The 15,954-nt window shown below is 62.7% G+C and carries 15 protein-coding genes; 7 read left to right on the top strand and 8 right to left on the bottom strand.

Translation table 11 applies throughout. From position 1 onward, the window contains the following. Positions 1 to 148: 148 nt before the first annotated feature. Positions 149 to 1,678, bottom strand: coding sequence for a glycerol-3-phosphate dehydrogenase (gene glpD, locus ACOSV0_RS16945; protein WP_434107272.1), 1,530 nt, complete (start codon positions 1,676 to 1,678; stop codon positions 149 to 151). 201 nt (positions 1,679 to 1,879) lie between these two features. Between glpD and ACOSV0_RS16940 the strand changes: the two genes are divergently transcribed. Next, on the top strand, positions 1,880 to 2,254 hold the full coding sequence (locus ACOSV0_RS16940; RefSeq protein ID WP_434107271.1) for a hypothetical protein: 375 nt from the start codon (positions 1,880 to 1,882) through the stop codon (positions 2,252 to 2,254). Between the two features lie 87 nt (positions 2,255 to 2,341). Here the strand turns inward: ACOSV0_RS16940 and ACOSV0_RS16935 are convergent, their stop codons facing one another. The 3 genes from ACOSV0_RS16935 to ACOSV0_RS16925 form a co-directional block, all read right to left on the bottom strand. After that, positions 2,342 to 2,977 (bottom strand): TetR/AcrR family transcriptional regulator, encoded by a 636-nt coding sequence (locus ACOSV0_RS16935; protein ID WP_434107270.1) that lies wholly within the window; start codon positions 2,975 to 2,977, stop codon positions 2,342 to 2,344. A 193-nt stretch (positions 2,978 to 3,170) separates the two neighbouring features. Continuing rightward, complete coding sequence (locus ACOSV0_RS16930; RefSeq protein WP_165847895.1) at positions 3,171 to 3,368, bottom strand: hypothetical protein; 198 nt, start codon at positions 3,366 to 3,368, stop codon at positions 3,171 to 3,173. 308 nt (positions 3,369 to 3,676) lie between these two features. Further along, positions 3,677 to 4,456: a DeoR/GlpR family DNA-binding transcription regulator gene (locus tag ACOSV0_RS16925; protein WP_434107269.1), complete on the bottom strand. Its 780-nt coding sequence runs from the start codon at positions 4,454 to 4,456 to the stop codon at positions 3,677 to 3,679. Positions 4,457 to 4,787: 331 nt separating this feature from the next. Between ACOSV0_RS16925 and ggt the strand changes: the two genes are divergently transcribed. The 4 genes from ggt (at position 4,788) to ACOSV0_RS16905 (ending at position 9,618) form a co-directional block, all read left to right on the top strand. Continuing rightward, entirely contained in the window at positions 4,788 to 6,425 is a 1,638-nt protein-coding gene (gene ggt, locus ACOSV0_RS16920) for a gamma-glutamyltransferase (RefSeq protein WP_434107268.1), read from the top strand. Next, positions 6,426 to 7,787 (top strand): MFS transporter, encoded by a 1,362-nt coding sequence (locus ACOSV0_RS16915; protein ID WP_434107267.1) that lies wholly within the window; start codon positions 6,426 to 6,428, stop codon positions 7,785 to 7,787. 343 nt (positions 7,788 to 8,130) lie between these two features. Further along, positions 8,131 to 8,958 (top strand): ferritin-like domain-containing protein, encoded by an 828-nt coding sequence (locus ACOSV0_RS16910; protein WP_434107266.1) that lies wholly within the window; start codon positions 8,131 to 8,133, stop codon positions 8,956 to 8,958. 135 nt (positions 8,959 to 9,093) lie between these two features. Beyond that, the gene (locus tag ACOSV0_RS16905; RefSeq protein ID WP_434107265.1) at positions 9,094 to 9,618 is read left to right on the top strand and encodes a hypothetical protein; all 525 of its coding nucleotides are present in this window, start codon (positions 9,094 to 9,096) and stop codon (positions 9,616 to 9,618) included. Between the two features lie 43 nt (positions 9,619 to 9,661). On the opposite strand, the gene ACOSV0_RS16900 is transcribed toward ACOSV0_RS16905, so the two are convergent. The 4 genes from ACOSV0_RS16900 to ACOSV0_RS16885 form a co-directional block, all read right to left on the bottom strand. Further along, a complete protein-coding gene (locus ACOSV0_RS16900; RefSeq protein WP_434107264.1) occupies positions 9,662 to 11,239 on the bottom strand; it encodes a DEAD/DEAH box helicase in 1,578 nt (525 codons plus the stop codon). A gap of 223 nt (positions 11,240 to 11,462) precedes the next feature. Further along, a complete protein-coding gene (gene trhA / locus ACOSV0_RS16895) occupies positions 11,463 to 12,083 on the bottom strand; it encodes a PAQR family membrane homeostasis protein TrhA (RefSeq protein ID WP_093635539.1) in 621 nt (206 codons plus the stop codon). 118 nt (positions 12,084 to 12,201) lie between these two features. Beyond that, on the bottom strand, positions 12,202 to 13,500 hold the full coding sequence (locus tag ACOSV0_RS16890) for a c-type cytochrome (protein WP_434107263.1): 1,299 nt from the start codon (positions 13,498 to 13,500) through the stop codon (positions 12,202 to 12,204). A gap of 21 nt (positions 13,501 to 13,521) precedes the next feature. Then, positions 13,522 to 14,253 carry a c-type cytochrome gene (locus ACOSV0_RS16885; RefSeq protein WP_434107262.1) on the bottom strand — a complete coding sequence of 244 codons (732 nt, stop codon included), beginning with the start codon at positions 14,251 to 14,253 and terminating at the stop codon, positions 13,522 to 13,524. A gap of 369 nt (positions 14,254 to 14,622) precedes the next feature. Between ACOSV0_RS16885 and copC the strand changes: the two genes are divergently transcribed. Beyond that, a complete protein-coding gene (gene copC / locus ACOSV0_RS16880) occupies positions 14,623 to 15,000 on the top strand; it encodes a copper homeostasis periplasmic binding protein CopC (protein ID WP_434107261.1) in 378 nt (125 codons plus the stop codon). Beyond that, positions 14,997 to 15,926, top strand: a complete 930-nt coding sequence (locus ACOSV0_RS16875; RefSeq protein WP_434107260.1) for a CopD family protein — start codon at positions 14,997 to 14,999, stop codon at positions 15,924 to 15,926. Before copC ends, ACOSV0_RS16875 begins: the two co-directional genes overlap by 4 nt. Positions 15,927 to 15,954: the final 28 nt, after the last annotated feature.

Genomic DNA, 15,954 nt, shown 5'->3' with positions numbered 1-15,954 from the left:
GAAGCGGGCTGCAACAGTTTGAGCGTGTGCGTCCCGGCTTTGTCAGTAGCCGAGGGGTGAAAATCGATTCGGGTCGTTCGGGTTCATCCATGTAGCCAGGCCGTGGTGCAATAGCCTGGCTCAACCAAACGATCTAACTATTTGTTAGCTAGGCACTCTGTCGGAACGGCTCGCGGGCGAACCATGCGTCAATGTCGTGTGTAATCGAATCGAGCGTGCCCGGTTCGACGTGCAGACCGAGTTTCGAGCGGCGCCACAAGACGTCCTGTGCGCTACGTGCCCATTCGGTGTCGCGCAGATAAGTGAGTTCGGCTTCGTGGAGACCCGGCGCGAAAGCGCGGCCGAGGTCGGCTACCGAGCGCGCGCTACCAATAACGTGCTTTACGCGCGTACCGTACGCACGGGCGAGGCGGTGGGCCAGGTCGGCGGGCAGCCAGGGATTCTGCTGCTTGAAGCCGGCAAGGAAGCGCTCGAAGTTGGCTTGCGGAATATCGCCGCCGGGCAACGGCGCACCGGCCGTCCATGAAGGCGTGCTGTTACGCAGCGCGTGCGCGAGTTTGTCGACGGCTTCTTCCGCCAGCTTGCGGAACGTCGTGATCTTGCCGCCGAACACCGACAGCAGCGGCGCTTCGCCTGTGGGCGCATCGAGTTCCAGCGAGTAGTCGCGCGTGACCGCCGACGGGTTGTCCGCGCCTTCTTCCTCGAGCAGCGGACGCACGCCCGAATAGGTCCAGCGCACGTCCTGCGGCGAAATTTTCTGCTTGAAGTAGCGGTTGATCGAATCGCACAGGTACTGTGTTTCGTCGGCGTCGATCGCCACTTTCGATGGGTCGCCGCGATATTCGAGGTCGGTCGTGCCGATCAGCGTGTAATCGTGTTCGTACGGAATCGCAAAGATGATCCGCTTGTCGGGATTCTGGAAGATGTACGCGTGATCGTGTTCGAACAGACGGCGCGTGACGATATGGCTGCCTTTCACGAGGCGCACGCTGTGCGTCGCCTCGCGGCCCAGCGCGCCTTGCAGCAATTCACCGACCCACGGACCGGCCGCATTCGCGATCGAGGCCGCGCGCACGTCGAGGATCGTGCCGTCCGCACGCTTGAGTTGCGCGCGCCATTCACCGCCGGCACGCACGGCGCTTAGCAGCTTGGTGCGCGTGAGAATTTTTGCGCCGTGCTCCTGCGCGTCCAGCGCGTTCAGCACCACCAGACGCGCGTCGTTCACCCAGCCGTCCGAATACACGAAACCGCGTTTGATCGAATCGACCAGCGGTGCGCCGGCAGGGTGGTTGCGCATCACGATGCCGCGCGAGCCGGGCAGCAACTCACGTTTGGCGAGGTGATCGTAAAGGAACAGGCCGGCGCGGATCAGCCAGGCCGGTCGCAGATCGGGCATGTGCGGCATGACGAAGCGCAACGGCCACATGATGTGCGGCGCCGCGCGCAGCAGCGTTTCGCGTTCCTGCAGCGCTTTGCGGACCAGCCCGAACTCGCGGTATTCGAGGTAGCGCAGGCCGCCGTGAATCAGCTTGGTGCTGGCCGACGACGTATGGGCCGCCAGATCGTCCTGCTCGCAGAGCAGCACCGACAGGCCGCGGCCCGCCGCATCGCGTGCGATGCCTGCGCCGTTGATCCCGCCGCCCACGACGAGCAAATCGTATCTCGAGCCTTGCGTCACCTGCTGTGTCCCCTGCGTCTGTTCCAGAAGCTGTTTGAAAAAACTATCGAACCGATAGTGTTCGTTTTCGAACTTTAATGAACATATTCGAAAAAGTAAAGTTCGGTTTTCTTGCGGGCTCCTCTAGCGGATGGCTAAGGTGGTGGCGTAACGCGCGGCCACGGACGATACTCACGGCAGCAGCCATTTCGAGGTGAATTCATGCGTGGACTTTGGATGATCGGCGCCGCTGCGCTCCTGACGGGATGCGTCGGCTCGCCGAGCTTGAACGGAACGATGGGCGCGCCCTCGTTCGCATCGCTTCAGCAAATGTGCAGTGCCCAGACGGTCGACTACGGCAACGACGCGCAAGGCGTCTACGCGACGCTGTTCGATGCGTACGTGGCGAATCGGCGCGGCAAGTTGTCGAAGGACGATTTCTGCGCGTTCCAGGCGTCGCTTGCGCAGCATTACACGAGCCTGGCGGTGAGCTCCGACCCGCAGGTGCGTAATCAATGGGTGACGTTTTTCACCGACCAGCGAGCCAAGGCGTTGAGCTGGCGCGCGGCGGCCGATCCGACCTTGCGCGCGGGCTGAGCTTCGCGCTCGGGTCTTTCCGCCCGAGGTTTCCCACGGGTTTCGCGCTGGGCGAGTTGACGGGTTGAACGGTTGAAAGGCTGAGGGCTAACCGCGTTGCGGCTGAGCCCCGCGCCACAACATCCGGCGAATCTGCGCGAGCACGGCCTCGCGCGTCGGCGCGCCGCTCGCGGCGGCTTGTTGCGTTTGTTGCGCTTCCGGCAGCGGCAACTGGTTGGCGAGCGCCAGCATGGTGAAGCCGTGCAGGCTTGCCCAGTAGGCATAGCCGATCAATTGTGGATCGCCCTCCAGAATGCCCGCGGCAACGAACTGCTCGAAATGCGTCCCGAGCATGCGCCAGGCGCGTTGCGATGCGGCGGCGAGCTCCGGGTACGCACCGTCCTGCTGATTCAGATCGAACATCAGACGATAGGCGTGCGGTTCGTCGAGGGCGAATGCCACGTAGGCATCGATGACGGCGGAGCGGTCGGTCGCGGATGTTTCTCTCGCCACCGCTTCGAGCCGCGCCGCGAAGCGGTTGAACGCCGCAGCGCGAACCATTGCAAGGATCTCCTCCTTGTCGCGGAAGTAGCGATAGGGTGTCATCGCGCTGCAACCCAGCTCCTTCGCCAGTTCGCGCATCGTCACGCCTTGCGCGCCGCGCGTGGCGAACGCGTTTTCGGCCACGCGCCGCATGGTTTCGCGGAAGTGCTGGATGTCGTCGGAGGAGAGTGTTTTGGGCATGCGCGAAGACAGAAGGTCCGTCGCGTCAATTTACTGTGTAAATGAATTGGGCACAACAAAGCGGCCGTTTATGCGGCCGCCTGGTTTGAGACAAAAAATGCGCGGCGCCATGGACAGACTGAGGATGCGCGCGAAATCACGCCAGCGCAGCCTGCCGTCATGCTGCCGGTCGTCGGCTTCAAAACCCGACGTACTAAGAGAAACGCTTGATGGCCCGGATTGCACTGTCGCCGGTTTCGGTCACGCGCCATTGTTCGTTGCCCGACGCGAGCCGTTCGAGTTGCACAAGCTGGCGTTCCAGCAAGGCGTCGAGTTCTTCTCGCTCCATGTCGACTTGATTGGGAGCGTCCTTGACGAGCAACAACGTGGCGAATTCATGCGGACTCAGCATCGTTCTCTCCATGTCAAGCTAATGCGGACGGCCTTGCCGGCGACTGGCCAGACGCCAGTGAAGTCCGCTAGAGGATCAGGCGGGAGGTGCGGCTATCACGACAGGTTCACGCTGCCGGCACTCCGTGTAACGCGGAACGGACGCCGGGGAACTGGAGTGTAGTCAACCGTCGGTTAAACACCAAATGGGCCCCAGTAAATTTTCCCTTTGACAATTGGGACCCGCAGAGGCGGTTGGGAGGAGCGGCCAGATCCTTGATTTCACTCGAAGTTTAGCGTGCGCTGCAACATGGCCGAAGACGCCTGGGATTACCCGGCGATATACACTTGGCAGTTGGCGGCGGCGAGCATTTCGTCCATCTCGGCGGGCGGCGCGGCGTCGGTGAAAAGCGCGTCGATCTGGTCGAGATGACCTTGACGGACGAGCGCCGGCCGGCCGAATTTGGAGTTGTCGGCGGCGAGAAATACCGTACGCGCATGCTGGATGATCGCCTCGGCTACGCGCACTTCGCGAGTGTCGAAATCGCGCAGCGTGCCATCCGTTTCAATGCTCGAGGTTCCGATGATCGCGAAGTCCACCTTGAACTGGCGGATGAAGTCGATCGCCAGTTCGCCGACGATGCCCTTGTCCCACGGCCGCACGATGCCGCCCGTCACCAGCACTTCGCAATCCGGATAGCCGCTCATCATGCTGGCGACATTCAGATTGTTGGTGATCACGCGCAGGCCGCGATGCCGGTTGAGCGCGCGCGCGACTTCTTCGGTGGTCGTGCCGAGGTTGATGAAGAGGGAAGCCTGATCGGGAATGTGAGTGGCCACTAGCGTCGCGATGCGCCGTTTCTCGTCATGGAACATCCGCTGGCGCGCCGTGTACGAGACGTTCTCGGAACTGGTCGGCAAGCTGGCGCCGCCGTGATAGCGGCGCAGCAGATTCATGTCGGCGAGCCAGTTGACGTCGCGGCGAATCGTCTGCGGCGTCACGTCGAAGTGGGCCGCGAGGTCGTCCACGGTCACGAAGCCGTCGCGTTGCACCCACTCCAGCAGTTCCTGTTGCCGGGCATTGAGAGTCAGGCGGGGGTCTCGGGTCATGGGTCTCGGGTCGTGGGTTTTTATCGGCGCCGCCCGCCAACGGCCCGATAGGCTGAGCCGGAAAACGGGTGATGCGCGAATGGGGGGTGAGCGTATTGTAAGACCATCGCACGTCCTGTCCGCTAGCTTGTGCGTCATGTACCGGATCAAGGGCGACCGTGCGGCGACTCATTCAGATAATTTCCGCATTTATTCATTTGATAAATGAATTTGTTTTTTGTGCCGGATCGCGCTGCAATCCAAGGCTTCGCGTTTTACCCCGTCTTTATCTGTTTCCCATGGTTTCCGGCGTTGGAGAACGCGCCGGGCCGTGCTCTCGAGAGTATTCGACATGACTGGCTTCAACTGGCAAAACCCCTACCCGACACCGCGTCTGCCCGTATTCGCGCGCAACATCGTTTCGACTTCGCACCCGCTCGCCGCGCAAGCCGGCCTGCGGATGCTCTGGAAAGGCGGCAATGCCGTCGACGCGGCGATCGCGGCGGCCGCTGCCATTACGGTGGTCGAACCGGTGTCGTGCGGTCTTGGCGGCGACGCCTTCGCGTTGGTGTGGGACGGCAAGAAGCTGCATGGCCTGAATGCTTCCGGCGTGTCGCCGGCGGCGTGGAATGTCGACTACTTCAAGCGCAAATACGGTGAGGAAAACGGTCTCGCGAGGCAGCCCAAGCGCGGTTGGGACGCGGTGACCGTGCCCGGCGTGATCGCCGGCTGGGAGGCGCTGCATCAGAAATTCGGCTCGCTGCCGTTCGCCGATCTGATGGAGCCGGCAATCGAAATCGCCGAGCGTGGGCACGCGGTGGCGAGCATCGTCGCTTACAAATGGGCCGCCGCCGTACCGGAATTGAAGGACCTGCCGGGCTTCGCACAAACCTTCATGCCGCGCGGCCGCGCACCGGAAGTCAGCGAGCTGGTGCGCTTCCCCGGCCACGCGAAGACCCTGCGCAAGCTCGCTGAACAAGGTCCGCGTGCCTACTACGAAGGCGAGATCGCCGAACAGATCGCGGCGTTTGCGCGCGAAGGCGGCGGCGCGTTGACGCGCGACGATCTGCGTAATTACAAAGCGGATTGGGTCGAGCCGATCGGCAAGGATTATCGCGGCTACACCGTGCATGAAATTCCGCCGAACGGGCAGGGCATCGCGGCGCTGATCGCGTTGGGCATTCTCGAAAAGTTCGACGTGAAAGAACTCGCCGTCGACAACGTCGAGTCGCAGCACTTGCAGATCGAGGCGATGAAGCTGGCATTCGCCGACGTCTACCGCTACGTCGCCGATCCGCGTTCGATGGACGTGGCGCCCGAGCAGATGCTCGACGACGCGTACCTCACGTCGCGCGCGAAGCTGATCGATCACAAGCGCGCCACGCAGTTCGACTTCGGCATGCCGAAGGCCGGCGGCACGATCTACATGTCGGTGGCGGACGAGCGCGGCATGATGGTCAGCTTCATCCAGTCGAACTACATGGGCTTCGGCTCGGGCATCGTCGTGCCGGACAGCGGCATCGCGATGCAGAACCGCGGCTGCGGCTTCTCGATGGACCCGAAGTCGCCGAACGTGGTGGAAGGCGGCAAGCGGCCGTTCCACACCATCATCCCGTCGTTCCTGACGCAACAGGTGGACGGCAAGCAGGAAGCGGTGATGAGTTTCGGCGTGATGGGCGGCGATATGCAGCCGCAAGGCCACCTGCAATCCATCGTGCGGATGCTCGATTACGGTCAGCAACCTCAGGCCGCCTGCGACGCGCCGCGCTGGAAGGTCAACCGCGACTTCACGATCGACATCGAATCGACGCTCGATCCGAAGACCGCGGCGGCGCTGCAGAAGCTGGGCCACACGATCAAGTCGGTCGACGATCCGTACATGGACTTCGGCTCGGGTCAGTACATCTGGAAGCTCGATCGCAACGATCCGGACCGCGGCTATGTGGCGGCAAGCGACAGCCGTCGCGACGGGCTGGCGGCAGGGTTCTGAATGAATACCTCCGCGTCGCAATCGGCGGCAGCATCTCGCCATTCCACGTCCGCGCCGCTTTCCAAAGCGATGGTGCGGCGTATCGTGTTTTCGTCGTCGGTCGGCAATGCGCTCGAGTGGTTCGACTTTCTGGCCTACGGCTACTTCGCGAGCATCATTGCGAAACAGTTCTTCCCGATGCACGATGAATGGCTCTCGACGCTGCTCGCCATCGCCACCTTCGGCATCTCCTTTTTGATGCGGCCGCTTGGTGCCATCGTGCTGGGCATCTACGGCGATCGCAAGGGCCGTAAGGCGGCGCTCACCCTTGCCATCGCGCTGATGATGGTCGGCACCTTCACGATGGCGGTGATGCCGCCGTATGCGTCGATCGGTATCGCCGCGCCCGTGTTGATCCTGCTTGCGCGGCTTGTGCAAGGTTTTGCGGTGGGTGGCGAGTTCGGCAGCGCAACAGCCTTCATGGTCGAGCACAGCACGTCGCGGCGTGGCTACTACGCGAGCTGGCAGTTCGCGAGCCAGGGGATGGCCGCGATTACGGCGGCGGCTTTCGGCTCGCTCCTGACCGCGTGGATGCCGCCCGAGCAACTCAATAGCTGGGGCTGGCGCCTGCCGTTCATGTTCGGTCTGCTGGTTGGGCCGGTGGGCTATTACATCCGTTCGCATCTCGACGAAACGCCGGAGTTTCTCGCGTTGCGTGAAGCGCGGGAGACCGCGGGCGAGCGTCAGCAGGCGCCTGAAAAGGACGCGTCGTTCAGCAATCAGTGGGTGAATCTGCTGCTGGCCGTGGGTATCGTTGCGCAGTCGACGGTCGGCGTGTACGTGTTGCAACTCTACATGCCGATGTATGCGGTCAAGCAGTTGCACATGCCGGCGGCCGCATCTTTTGGCGTGGTGGTGCTCAACGGCGGCTTGCAGTTTATTTTGTCGCCGGTGATGGGCGCGTTGTCGGACCGTATCGGCCGGATTCGCATCATGCTGACGACGTCGATTCTGATGGGCACGCTGATCTACCCGATGTTCGCGTGGCTGCAGGCTCACCCGACGATCGGCTGGCTGCTGATGTTGCAAGGCACCGCCGGCATTTTCAAGGCGGCCTACTCCGGACCGATGCCCGCGCTGATGTCCGAGATCTTCCCGACGCAGGTGCGCTCGACAGGTCTTTCAATCGGCTACAGCATCGGCGTGACGATCTTTGGCGGCTTTGCGCCGACGATTGTGGAGACCTTCATTCATTTGACCGGCGACAAACTTGCGCCAAGTTACTACGTCCTGATTGCCGCAGTGCTCTCAGGGTTATCGCTCGTTGTGGTCGCCTGGCGTATGCGGCGCGTCCGGCGTCTCGAAGGCGTACAGCCCGCGTGACCGTGTTGCAGGCGGTCGTGGTGCTTCGCAGCGAACCTTGCCGCGCTTAACGTGCGCGGTCTGTTCAGGCAAAAAGCCAGCTCTTCGGGCTGGCTTTTTTGTGCCTTGCGTGTGCCGCCTGTAACCAACTGAAGTATTCGACTACCGTGAAATTGGAACTGCGGTGGACCGGCATGGTCTGTGCTGGGTTATCTGCAGAATTGTGAAACACCGGCTAAGATGCAAGATACAAGGGGTTAACTCTAATCAAGGCGCTGTATCTGACACGGCGGACCGCCCTTGCGATAGTGGGCGGTTTCGAGCGCGCTCCACGAATCGATACAGCTTTCGGAGCAAAAACACAATGCACACTGAGCTGAACCATGTGATGCCCTGGCGGATCGAGGATATCGACCTCACCCGCATAGATCGCCAGAAGGCAGTGGCTAATGAAGACCTGCTGCTTCTGTTGTGCGCTGCTTCGTTTATCGAAAGCGGCACTGATCTTTACACCAGCAATCTGAGCACTTTCTTCGACGGCGACCCGGAAGTCTCGGCCTGGCTCAACCAGGAATGGGAGCCCGAGGAGATGCAGCACGGCCGGGCGCTGAAGACGTATATCGCCTACGTCTGGCCTGAGTTCGATTGGGACACCGCGTTCCACCATTTCATGGAGGAGTATTCGCTGACCTGCTCGGTCGAAGACTTCGAAAAGACTCGCGCGCTTGAGATGGTCGCCCGCTGTGTGGTGGAGACGGGCACGGCAACGTTGTACCGCGCGATCGGCGAATGCTCGGACGAACCGGTGCTCAAGCAGATCACCGACAACATCCGCACTGACGAAGTCCGTCACTACAAGCACTTTTTCAAGTTCTTCAAGAAGTACAACAAGATCGAAGGCAATGGCCGTCTTGCGGTTCTTGGCGCGTTGATGCGCCGCGTGATGGAAATCAAGAACGAAGACTCGGAGATCGCGTTGCGGCACGTTTTCGCGATTCGTTATCCGGAGCGCGTGCACGATTCAGCCTATAACCGCGAACGCGCGGCCCGTATCAATGCCCTGGTGCGGCGCAATCTGTCGGCGGATATGTGCGTGAAGATGCTGCTCAAGCCGCTTGATCTGCCGGCCAAGATTCAGCCGGGCGTGCATTACCCGCTCGCCAAGATCACGCAGCACGTGTTTTTCCGCTGATGTTTTCCGCTGAGTGAGCGACGTAAACGGCGTACTGAGATGAGGATGAATGGCCCGCTTGTGCGGGCCATTCGCTTTTCGAGGCATGATTGATCCTGGCAAGCTTGCCCACCTGTTTCAAACCGGATCGACGCGATGAGTGATTCCCCCGCACCCGAACGTCCACTCGAACAGAGCGTGTTCGACGAATGGCCCGACGCTGTCCGCACGTTGTTCGACGGGTCGTCGCTAGCGAGTAAGACGGGCTTCACCGCATCGCTGCTCACTGTGGATGCGAACGCGCATGTGCGCACGTCGCTGCTTGGCGTCGGCGAGTTGTATGCGCCCGATTCGCGCTCGCTGTGCATCGCATTGTGGCCGCAGGCTCGGACGGCGCGCGTGATCGCGCAAAGCGGCCGGGCCGCGCTGGCCTTCGTCTGCGACGAGGCGTTCTATCAGGTGCAGTTGCGTTTGACACCGCTAGCGAGCGTGCCCGGCGACGACAGCGGCCTTGTGTACTTCATCGGCTCGATCGACACAGGAGAGGCGCAGAGCGTGCGTTATGCGCGCCTGACGAGCGGCATCACGTTTGAACTGGCAGGGGAGGGAGAGGCGGTGCTCGATCGATGGGAACAGCAGATCGAGCACCTGAAGCAAGCTGCCGCTGCGGCTAGCCGTTAATCCGAGACTACGGCTAGCGAGCAGGCAGTGCCTGGAACGTAACTTAACGGCCGCGCTGACCGCTGCGTGTCGGCTGGCCGCCACGCGGCGCGTCGTTGCGCGGCTTTGCGCCACCCAGCAACGCACCCGGATTGCCGCCTTGCGGCTTTGCACCCTGTGGCTTGCGCGGTGCATGTTGTGCAGCGCTGCCTTCGTGTGCCGCTGCGCGCGGCTGGCCGTCATGACGCTGGCCGTCACGGCGAGGTTGCCCGCCGTTGCCGGCCGGCTTCGCACCTTGCGGCTTTGGCTGCTGCTGACCATTCGCCGGACGCTGACCCGAGCGTTGCGCCGGTTTGGCCGTTGCTGCGCCATCGCGGCGGCCACCTTCACGCTGACCACCTTCGCGCTTCGGTGCGCCTTGACCCTGGCGCGGCGAACGTCCACCGCCACCGCCGCCACCTTGACCGCGGCGCAGGATCGGTTCCGGCTTCGCAGTCGGATCCGGCTCGAAACCGGCGATCACTTCCTGCGGCACCTGACGCTTGATCAGCTTCTCGATGTCCTTCAGCAGTTGCAATTCGTCGACGCACACCAGCGAAATCGCTTCGCCCGAAGCGCCTGCACGACCCGTGCGGCCGATGCGGTGCACGTAATCTTCCGGCACGTTCGGCAGATCGTAGTTGACCACGTGCGGCAGCTGATCGATATCGATGCCGCGTGCCGCGATGTCGGTCGCGACCAGCACTTGCAGCGTGGCGTCCTTGAACTCGGCGAGCGCGCGCGTGCGGGCCGATTGGCTCTTGTTGCCGTGAATCGCCAGTGCGCTGATGCCGTCTTTCGTCAGCTGTTCGGCGAGGCGGTTCGCGCCGTGCTTCGTGCGCGTGAACACCAGCACCTGGAACCAGTTGTGTTGCTTGATGAGGTGCGTGAGCAGCTCGCGCTTCTTGTCGCGGTCGACCGGGTGAATCTTTTGCGCGACGAGTTCCGCCGTCGTGTTGCGACGGGCAACTTCGATCAGCGCCGGCGAGTCGAGCAGGTTGTCGGCGAGCGTCTTGATCTCGTCGGAGAAGGTGGCCGAGAACAGCAGGTTCTGACGCTTCGGCGGCAACTTCGCGAGCACGCGCTTGATGTCGTGAATGAAGCCCATGTCGAGCATGCGGTCCGCTTCGTCGAGCACGAGAATCTCGAGATGCGACAGATCGATGGTCTTCTGCTGCATGTGGTCGAGCAACCGGCCCGGCGTGGCGACGACGATGTCCACGCCGCTGCGCAGCGCGCCGATCTGCGGATTGATGCCGACACCGCCGAACATCACGGTCGACTTCAGCTTCAGGTATTTGCCGTAAGCGCGCACGCTTTCTTCGACCTGTGCGGCGAGCTCACGCGTCGGCGTAAGGATCAGCGCGCGCACAGCGCGCTTGCCCGAGGCCGTGGTGACGGCGGGCATGGTGTTCAGTCGCTGCAGGATCGGCAGCGTGAAGCCGGCGGTCTTGCCGGTGCCGGTCTGCGCGCCGGCCAGCAGGTCGCCGCCGTTAAGCACGGCAGGGATCGCTTGTGTCTGGATCGGAGTCGGAGTGGTGTAGCCGAGTTCGAGTACAGCGCGGACCAGCGGTTCGGACAAGCCGAGGGAATCAAAAGACATAAATGTTCTTTGCAATGCAGTTTCGCGAACGGCACCAGAGGGCACCAAATGAGTCCAGGTGGATACAAGCGCGGCATGAACACGCCCGCATGGCGCGTTCGAGGCCAAAGCCCGGTTCCGGTCGCAGAGAAATCGGCGGCACGCGGGAAACGCGTGCCGAATGCTTCAACGCGCTATGCAGACACGTTGACTGGCCTTAAGTTGCATTTCGCCGCCGTGGGTGTCACGCGACGTAGCGCGCGACACTGACGAATTGACACAGACTGCCCGCCAGTACGAACAGGTGCCAGATACCATGTCCGTGCCGGATGCGCTCGTCGTTGATGAAGAAGTAGATGCCGGCGCTGTAGATGACCCCGCCGGCCACGAGCCAGGCGGTACCCGCTGCCGGTAAGGCTTGAACCAGCGGGCGGACGGCAACGAGCGCGAGCCATCCCATCAGGACATACAGCACCATCGAAACGCTGCGGGTGCGTCGCCCGAGCGTCAGTTCCTGCACGATGCCGAGGGCGGCAAGCCCCCAGCTTACGCCGAAAAGCGACCAGCCCCACGGTCCGCGCAACGTAACAAGTGTGAACGGGGTGTAACTGCCGGCGATCAGCAGGTAGATCGCCGAATGATCGCATTTTTGCAGAACGGCCTTCACGCGCGGGTTGCGCACGCTGTGGTAAAGCGTCGAGATAGCATACAGCACGAACAGCATTGCCCCGTACACACTGAAACTCACCACTTTGTACGCGTCGCCGTCGAGCGCGCCCATGGTCACGAGCGTAGCAAGACCCGCCACCGACAGTACGGCGCCGACGAGATGGGTAATGCTGTTGAAACGCTCACCGACATGCACGGCTCTTACCTCCTGCGCGGTTTCATAAGGGTTTATCCCCACATGATACCGGTCCTGAAAAAACGAAGGGCGCGGCCGCGAGTTTCGCTGGCCGCGCCCCCGGTGCATCGAACGCTGCTTAGTCGAGCGGCGCCGAACGCAGATCGGACACTTGCTGCGGCGACACAGCCGTACCGTGGTTGCCCCACGACATACGAATGTACGTCACGACCGCTGCCACTTCCGTGTTCGACAGCGCCTGCGCGAACGGCGGCATGCCGTACGGATGCGGGTTGGCTGCCGTGCTCGGCGGATAACCGCCGTTCAGCACCATGCGGATCGGGTTGACCGCCGACGGCATCTGGATCGACTGGTTGTTCGCGAGCGGCGGGAAGGACGGCGGCATGCCGAGGCCGTTTTCCGCGTGGCACTTCGCGCAGTTGTCAGCGTAGATCTTCTGACCTTGCTTCAACAGTTCGCCACCGAACTTTTCCGAGGTCTCGAGCTGCAGCGGTTCCGGTGCTTCGCTCTTCTGCGGAATTGTCTTCAGGTACGTGGCCATCGCGTTGATGTCTTCGTCCGACATGTACTGCAGGCTGTTGTGAACCACTTCAGCCATCGGACCGAACACCGCGCCGCGGTTCGACACACCGGTCTTCAGCAGATCGGCGATGTCTTTGGTTTCCCAGTCGCCGAGGCCGGCTTCCTTGTTCGACGTCAACGACGGCGCATACCAGTTCTGCAGCGGGATCAAACCGCCGGCGAACGCCGCCGAGCTGACCGGGCCGCCCATGGCGTTGATCGACGTGTGGCACATGCCGCAGTGGCCGAGGCCTTCGATCAGGTACGCACCACGGTTCCATTCGACCGACTTGGTCGGATCAGCCTTGTACTCGCCTTCACGGAAGAACAGCGTGCGCCAGCCGATCAGCATGTTGCGCTGGTTGAACGGGAATTTCAGTTCGTGCGGACGGCTCGGCACATTGACCGGCGTGACCGAGCGCAGGTACGCGTAGATCGCGTCCGAGTCGGCGCGCGTGACCTTCGTGTAGCTCGTGAACGGGAAGCCCGGGTACAGCAGGCTGCCGTCTTTCGAACGGCCCGTGTGCATGGCGCGATAGAAGTCGTCCTGCGTCCACTTGCCGATACCGTACTGATCGTCAGGCGTGATGTTCGGCGTGAACATCGTGCCGAACGGCGTCAGCATGGGCAGGCCGCCGGCGAACTGCTTGCCGCCGCGCACCGTGTGGCAGGCGATACAGTCGCCGGCGCGGGCGAGGTACTCGCCCTTCTTGATCAGCGCGGCCTGGTCGGCGGGCGTTGCCGCCATGGCCGTGCCGTTATGCAGGTTGTCGCCGCCCGACCACAGGACGGGAACGAGTGCGGCAGCCGCAACGACGACGACTGCCGAGAGGGCGAACAAAGACTTGCGTTTCATTTGAGTGTCTCTCCCGGTGCCTTATTGCGGTTCGCTGCCGCAGGCAAGCGGAGTCTTCAACGAGCGGGCCGGAGCCGGCACGGGGTTTTGTGGAGCCTTTTGCGTGGAAAGCCACGCAGCGACGGCGTTCACGTCTTCGTCAGTCAGGCGGGTGGCGATGGTGTGCATGCAATCCGGTGCGATGGCATGGCGCGAGCCCGAACGCCATGCGCCCAATTGCGCGCTGATGTAGTCAGCATGCAGGCCGACCAGACCCGGGATAGCGGGTTCCATGCCGGTCAGCGCCTTGCCGTGGCAAGCCGCGCACGCAGGAATCTGTCTGGATGCGTCGCCGTTCAGGACGATCTGCTGGCCGCGCGCAACGATCGCCGCCGACACGGTCGGCTTGGCCGGCGTGGGGTAGGGCGGACGTTGTTGCGAGAAGTACGTGGCGATCTGATGAAGGTAGTCGTCAGAAAGATACGTGACGAGGTAGTTCATGGGCGGGTACTTGCGACGACCTTCGCGGAAGTTCTGCAACTGGTTGTACAGATAGTCGGCCGGCTTGCCCGCCAGACGGGGGAAGTAGTCGTTGTCGGTACCTTGGCCATGCGAGCCGTGGCACGCCGTGCAACCTTGCACGCGCGCTTCCATCGTGTCGGGGGCCTTCGGTTGAGTCTGCGCTTTCGCAGCGCTATAGACACCCGCGGAGCCGATCAGCAGAAGGGCAAGCAGCGGGCGGAAAATGCGTCTTGAAGACACGCGTAACTCCATCAAAATCGGGGACCTGACCGAACTTCGAACGGCTCGGTGTGAAGGGCAGCCGGCGCTGCGGCGACGCAGCATTCTATCATCGAAGGGTGATGGTGACTATTTGCCACAGAAGAGAAGGTTCCGGGTGTGACAGGCATGCGACAGTTTGACGCGCATTGCGGCTTTGCCCGCGGCTCGGGCGTCTCGATGTTGTCTGCGGGATCGCGGGTGCAAGTGCCGTTCCTGCCGACTCCTATAACAAAGCAGGTTGAACCCACGCGCGCATCGGCCATCGAAGCGTACACTTCCGGGCGCGCCGGCGTCTGTCCGGCGCTCATGCTCCCCGGCTCAATGTCTACCGTTTTACTTTTCACACGCTATCGGCCTTACATGAAGCTATTCAATTTTCCCCGTCCGGCGCTGCGTGCGTTGACGTTCGGCGCTGCGGCGCTGGTGATGACGTCCACGGCATTTGCGCATGCGCATCTGGTGTCGAGCGAGCCGGCGGCGAACGCCGAAGTGGCCGCGCCCACTGAAGTGACGATCCATTTCACCGAGCCGCTCGAGCCGGCGTTCAGCAGAATCGATCTGAGCGATGCGAGCGGCAAGCCCGCCGCGCCGGCTGCGTCGCAAGTCGACCAGCGTGACGCAAAGGCGATGCACCTGCCGCTGCCGCAATTGACGGCCGGCCGCTACGCGGTGCACTGGATCGCGGTTGCCACGGACGGCCACCGCACCCAAGGCGACTTCGCGTTTATCGTCAAATGAGCATCGATGGACTCTGGATCGGGCAGGTCGCCATGGCCGCGCTCATGAATGTCGCGTTTGCGTTTGCCGTTGGCTCGGCGTTGCTCGGCGCATGGCTTGCCAAAGACGCGCAAACCAAGATCAACCCCGCGCGGCCCGCCTGGTTGCGCGCGCAACGGTCGATGCTGACCGCTACCGTCGTGCTGGTGCTCGCGGATCTCGGCTGGCTGTTGTACCAGGCGGCGTCGATGAGCGGCGTCGCTTTGCCGTCCGCCATCGGCGTGGTGCCGACCGTGTTGACGCAAACCCATGTCGGCTACGGCTGGAGCGTGGCTTTTGCCGGTGCGCTGGTGTTGCTGGGCACGGCCATGGCCGGTCATACGGGTATGTTGCGCAATGCGCTGCTGTGGCTCGCGGTGATTGCGATTGCGGCGGGCAAGGCGTCGCTCGGACATGCGGCCGATGCCGGTCCGGCCTCCGCGGCGATCGGCATGCAGACGCTGCATGTGCTGGTCACGAGCGTCTGGGGCGGGCTGGCCATGGCGGCGGGGCTTTCGGTATTGCCTGCGCTCGGTACGTCGACCGCCCGGGGAATGCTGATCCGCACCGCGACCCAGGTGTCGCACGTATCGGTGGTGGCGGTCGGGCTGGTATTGCTCACCGGCATCTTCAATGCCGTGCGCGGTTCGGGCGGCTCGTTCGAAGCGATCGAGATGAGCACGTGGGGCCATGTGCTGACGCTGAAACTTGCGCTGGTTGCGCTCGCCCTGGTGCTCGGCGGACTCAACCGCTTCCTGGCACTGCCGCGCCTGCGCCGCACGGCGTCGACCATGGACGCGCATACCTTCGTCAACGTGCTGTATCTGGAAGCGCTGGCGATGATCGGTGTGTTCGTCGCAGCGGCTGTGCTGTCGCACAGCGTGCCGGCATTCGCCGCGTTGGGCTGAGGTCAAAAAAAGGCGCCGCACTGCAAAG

This window comes from Paraburkholderia caffeinilytica (genome assembly GCF_051027425.1).
GTDB classification, from domain to species: domain Bacteria; phylum Pseudomonadota; class Gammaproteobacteria; order Burkholderiales; family Burkholderiaceae; genus Paraburkholderia; species Paraburkholderia caffeinilytica_A.
The sequence above is the reverse complement of the archived record's forward strand: the minus strand, read 5'-3'. Positions and strand labels throughout refer to the sequence as shown.

Bases quoted from the DNA above. Each gene is read 5' to 3' on its own strand.
- ACOSV0_RS16940 (WP_434107271.1), top strand. From the start codon at position 1,880: ATGCGTGGACTTTGGATGATCGGCGCCGCTGCGCTCCTGACGGGATGC.
- ACOSV0_RS16935 (WP_434107270.1), bottom strand. From the start codon at position 2,977: ATGCCCAAAACACTCTCCTCCGACGACATCCAGCACTTCCGCGAAACC.
- ACOSV0_RS16930 (WP_165847895.1), bottom strand. From the start codon at position 3,368: ATGCTGAGTCCGCATGAATTCGCCACGTTGTTGCTCGTCAAGGACGCT.
- ACOSV0_RS16925 (WP_434107269.1), bottom strand. From the start codon at position 4,456: ATGACCCGAGACCCCCGCCTGACTCTCAATGCCCGGCAACAGGAACTG.
- ggt (WP_434107268.1), top strand. From the start codon at position 4,788: ATGACTGGCTTCAACTGGCAAAACCCCTACCCGACACCGCGTCTGCCC.
- ACOSV0_RS16915 (WP_434107267.1), top strand. From the start codon at position 6,426: ATGAATACCTCCGCGTCGCAATCGGCGGCAGCATCTCGCCATTCCACG.
- ACOSV0_RS16910 (WP_434107266.1), top strand. From the start codon at position 8,131: ATGCACACTGAGCTGAACCATGTGATGCCCTGGCGGATCGAGGATATC.
- ACOSV0_RS16905 (WP_434107265.1), top strand. From the start codon at position 9,094: ATGAGTGATTCCCCCGCACCCGAACGTCCACTCGAACAGAGCGTGTTC.
- ACOSV0_RS16900 (WP_434107264.1), bottom strand. From the start codon at position 11,239: ATGTCTTTTGATTCCCTCGGCTTGTCCGAACCGCTGGTCCGCGCTGTA.
- ACOSV0_RS16890 (WP_434107263.1), bottom strand. From the start codon at position 13,500: ATGAAACGCAAGTCTTTGTTCGCCCTCTCGGCAGTCGTCGTCGTTGCG.
- ACOSV0_RS16885 (WP_434107262.1), bottom strand. From the start codon at position 14,253: ATGGAGTTACGCGTGTCTTCAAGACGCATTTTCCGCCCGCTGCTTGCC.
- copC (WP_434107261.1), top strand. From the start codon at position 14,623: ATGAAGCTATTCAATTTTCCCCGTCCGGCGCTGCGTGCGTTGACGTTC.
- ACOSV0_RS16875 (WP_434107260.1), top strand. From the start codon at position 14,997: ATGAGCATCGATGGACTCTGGATCGGGCAGGTCGCCATGGCCGCGCTC.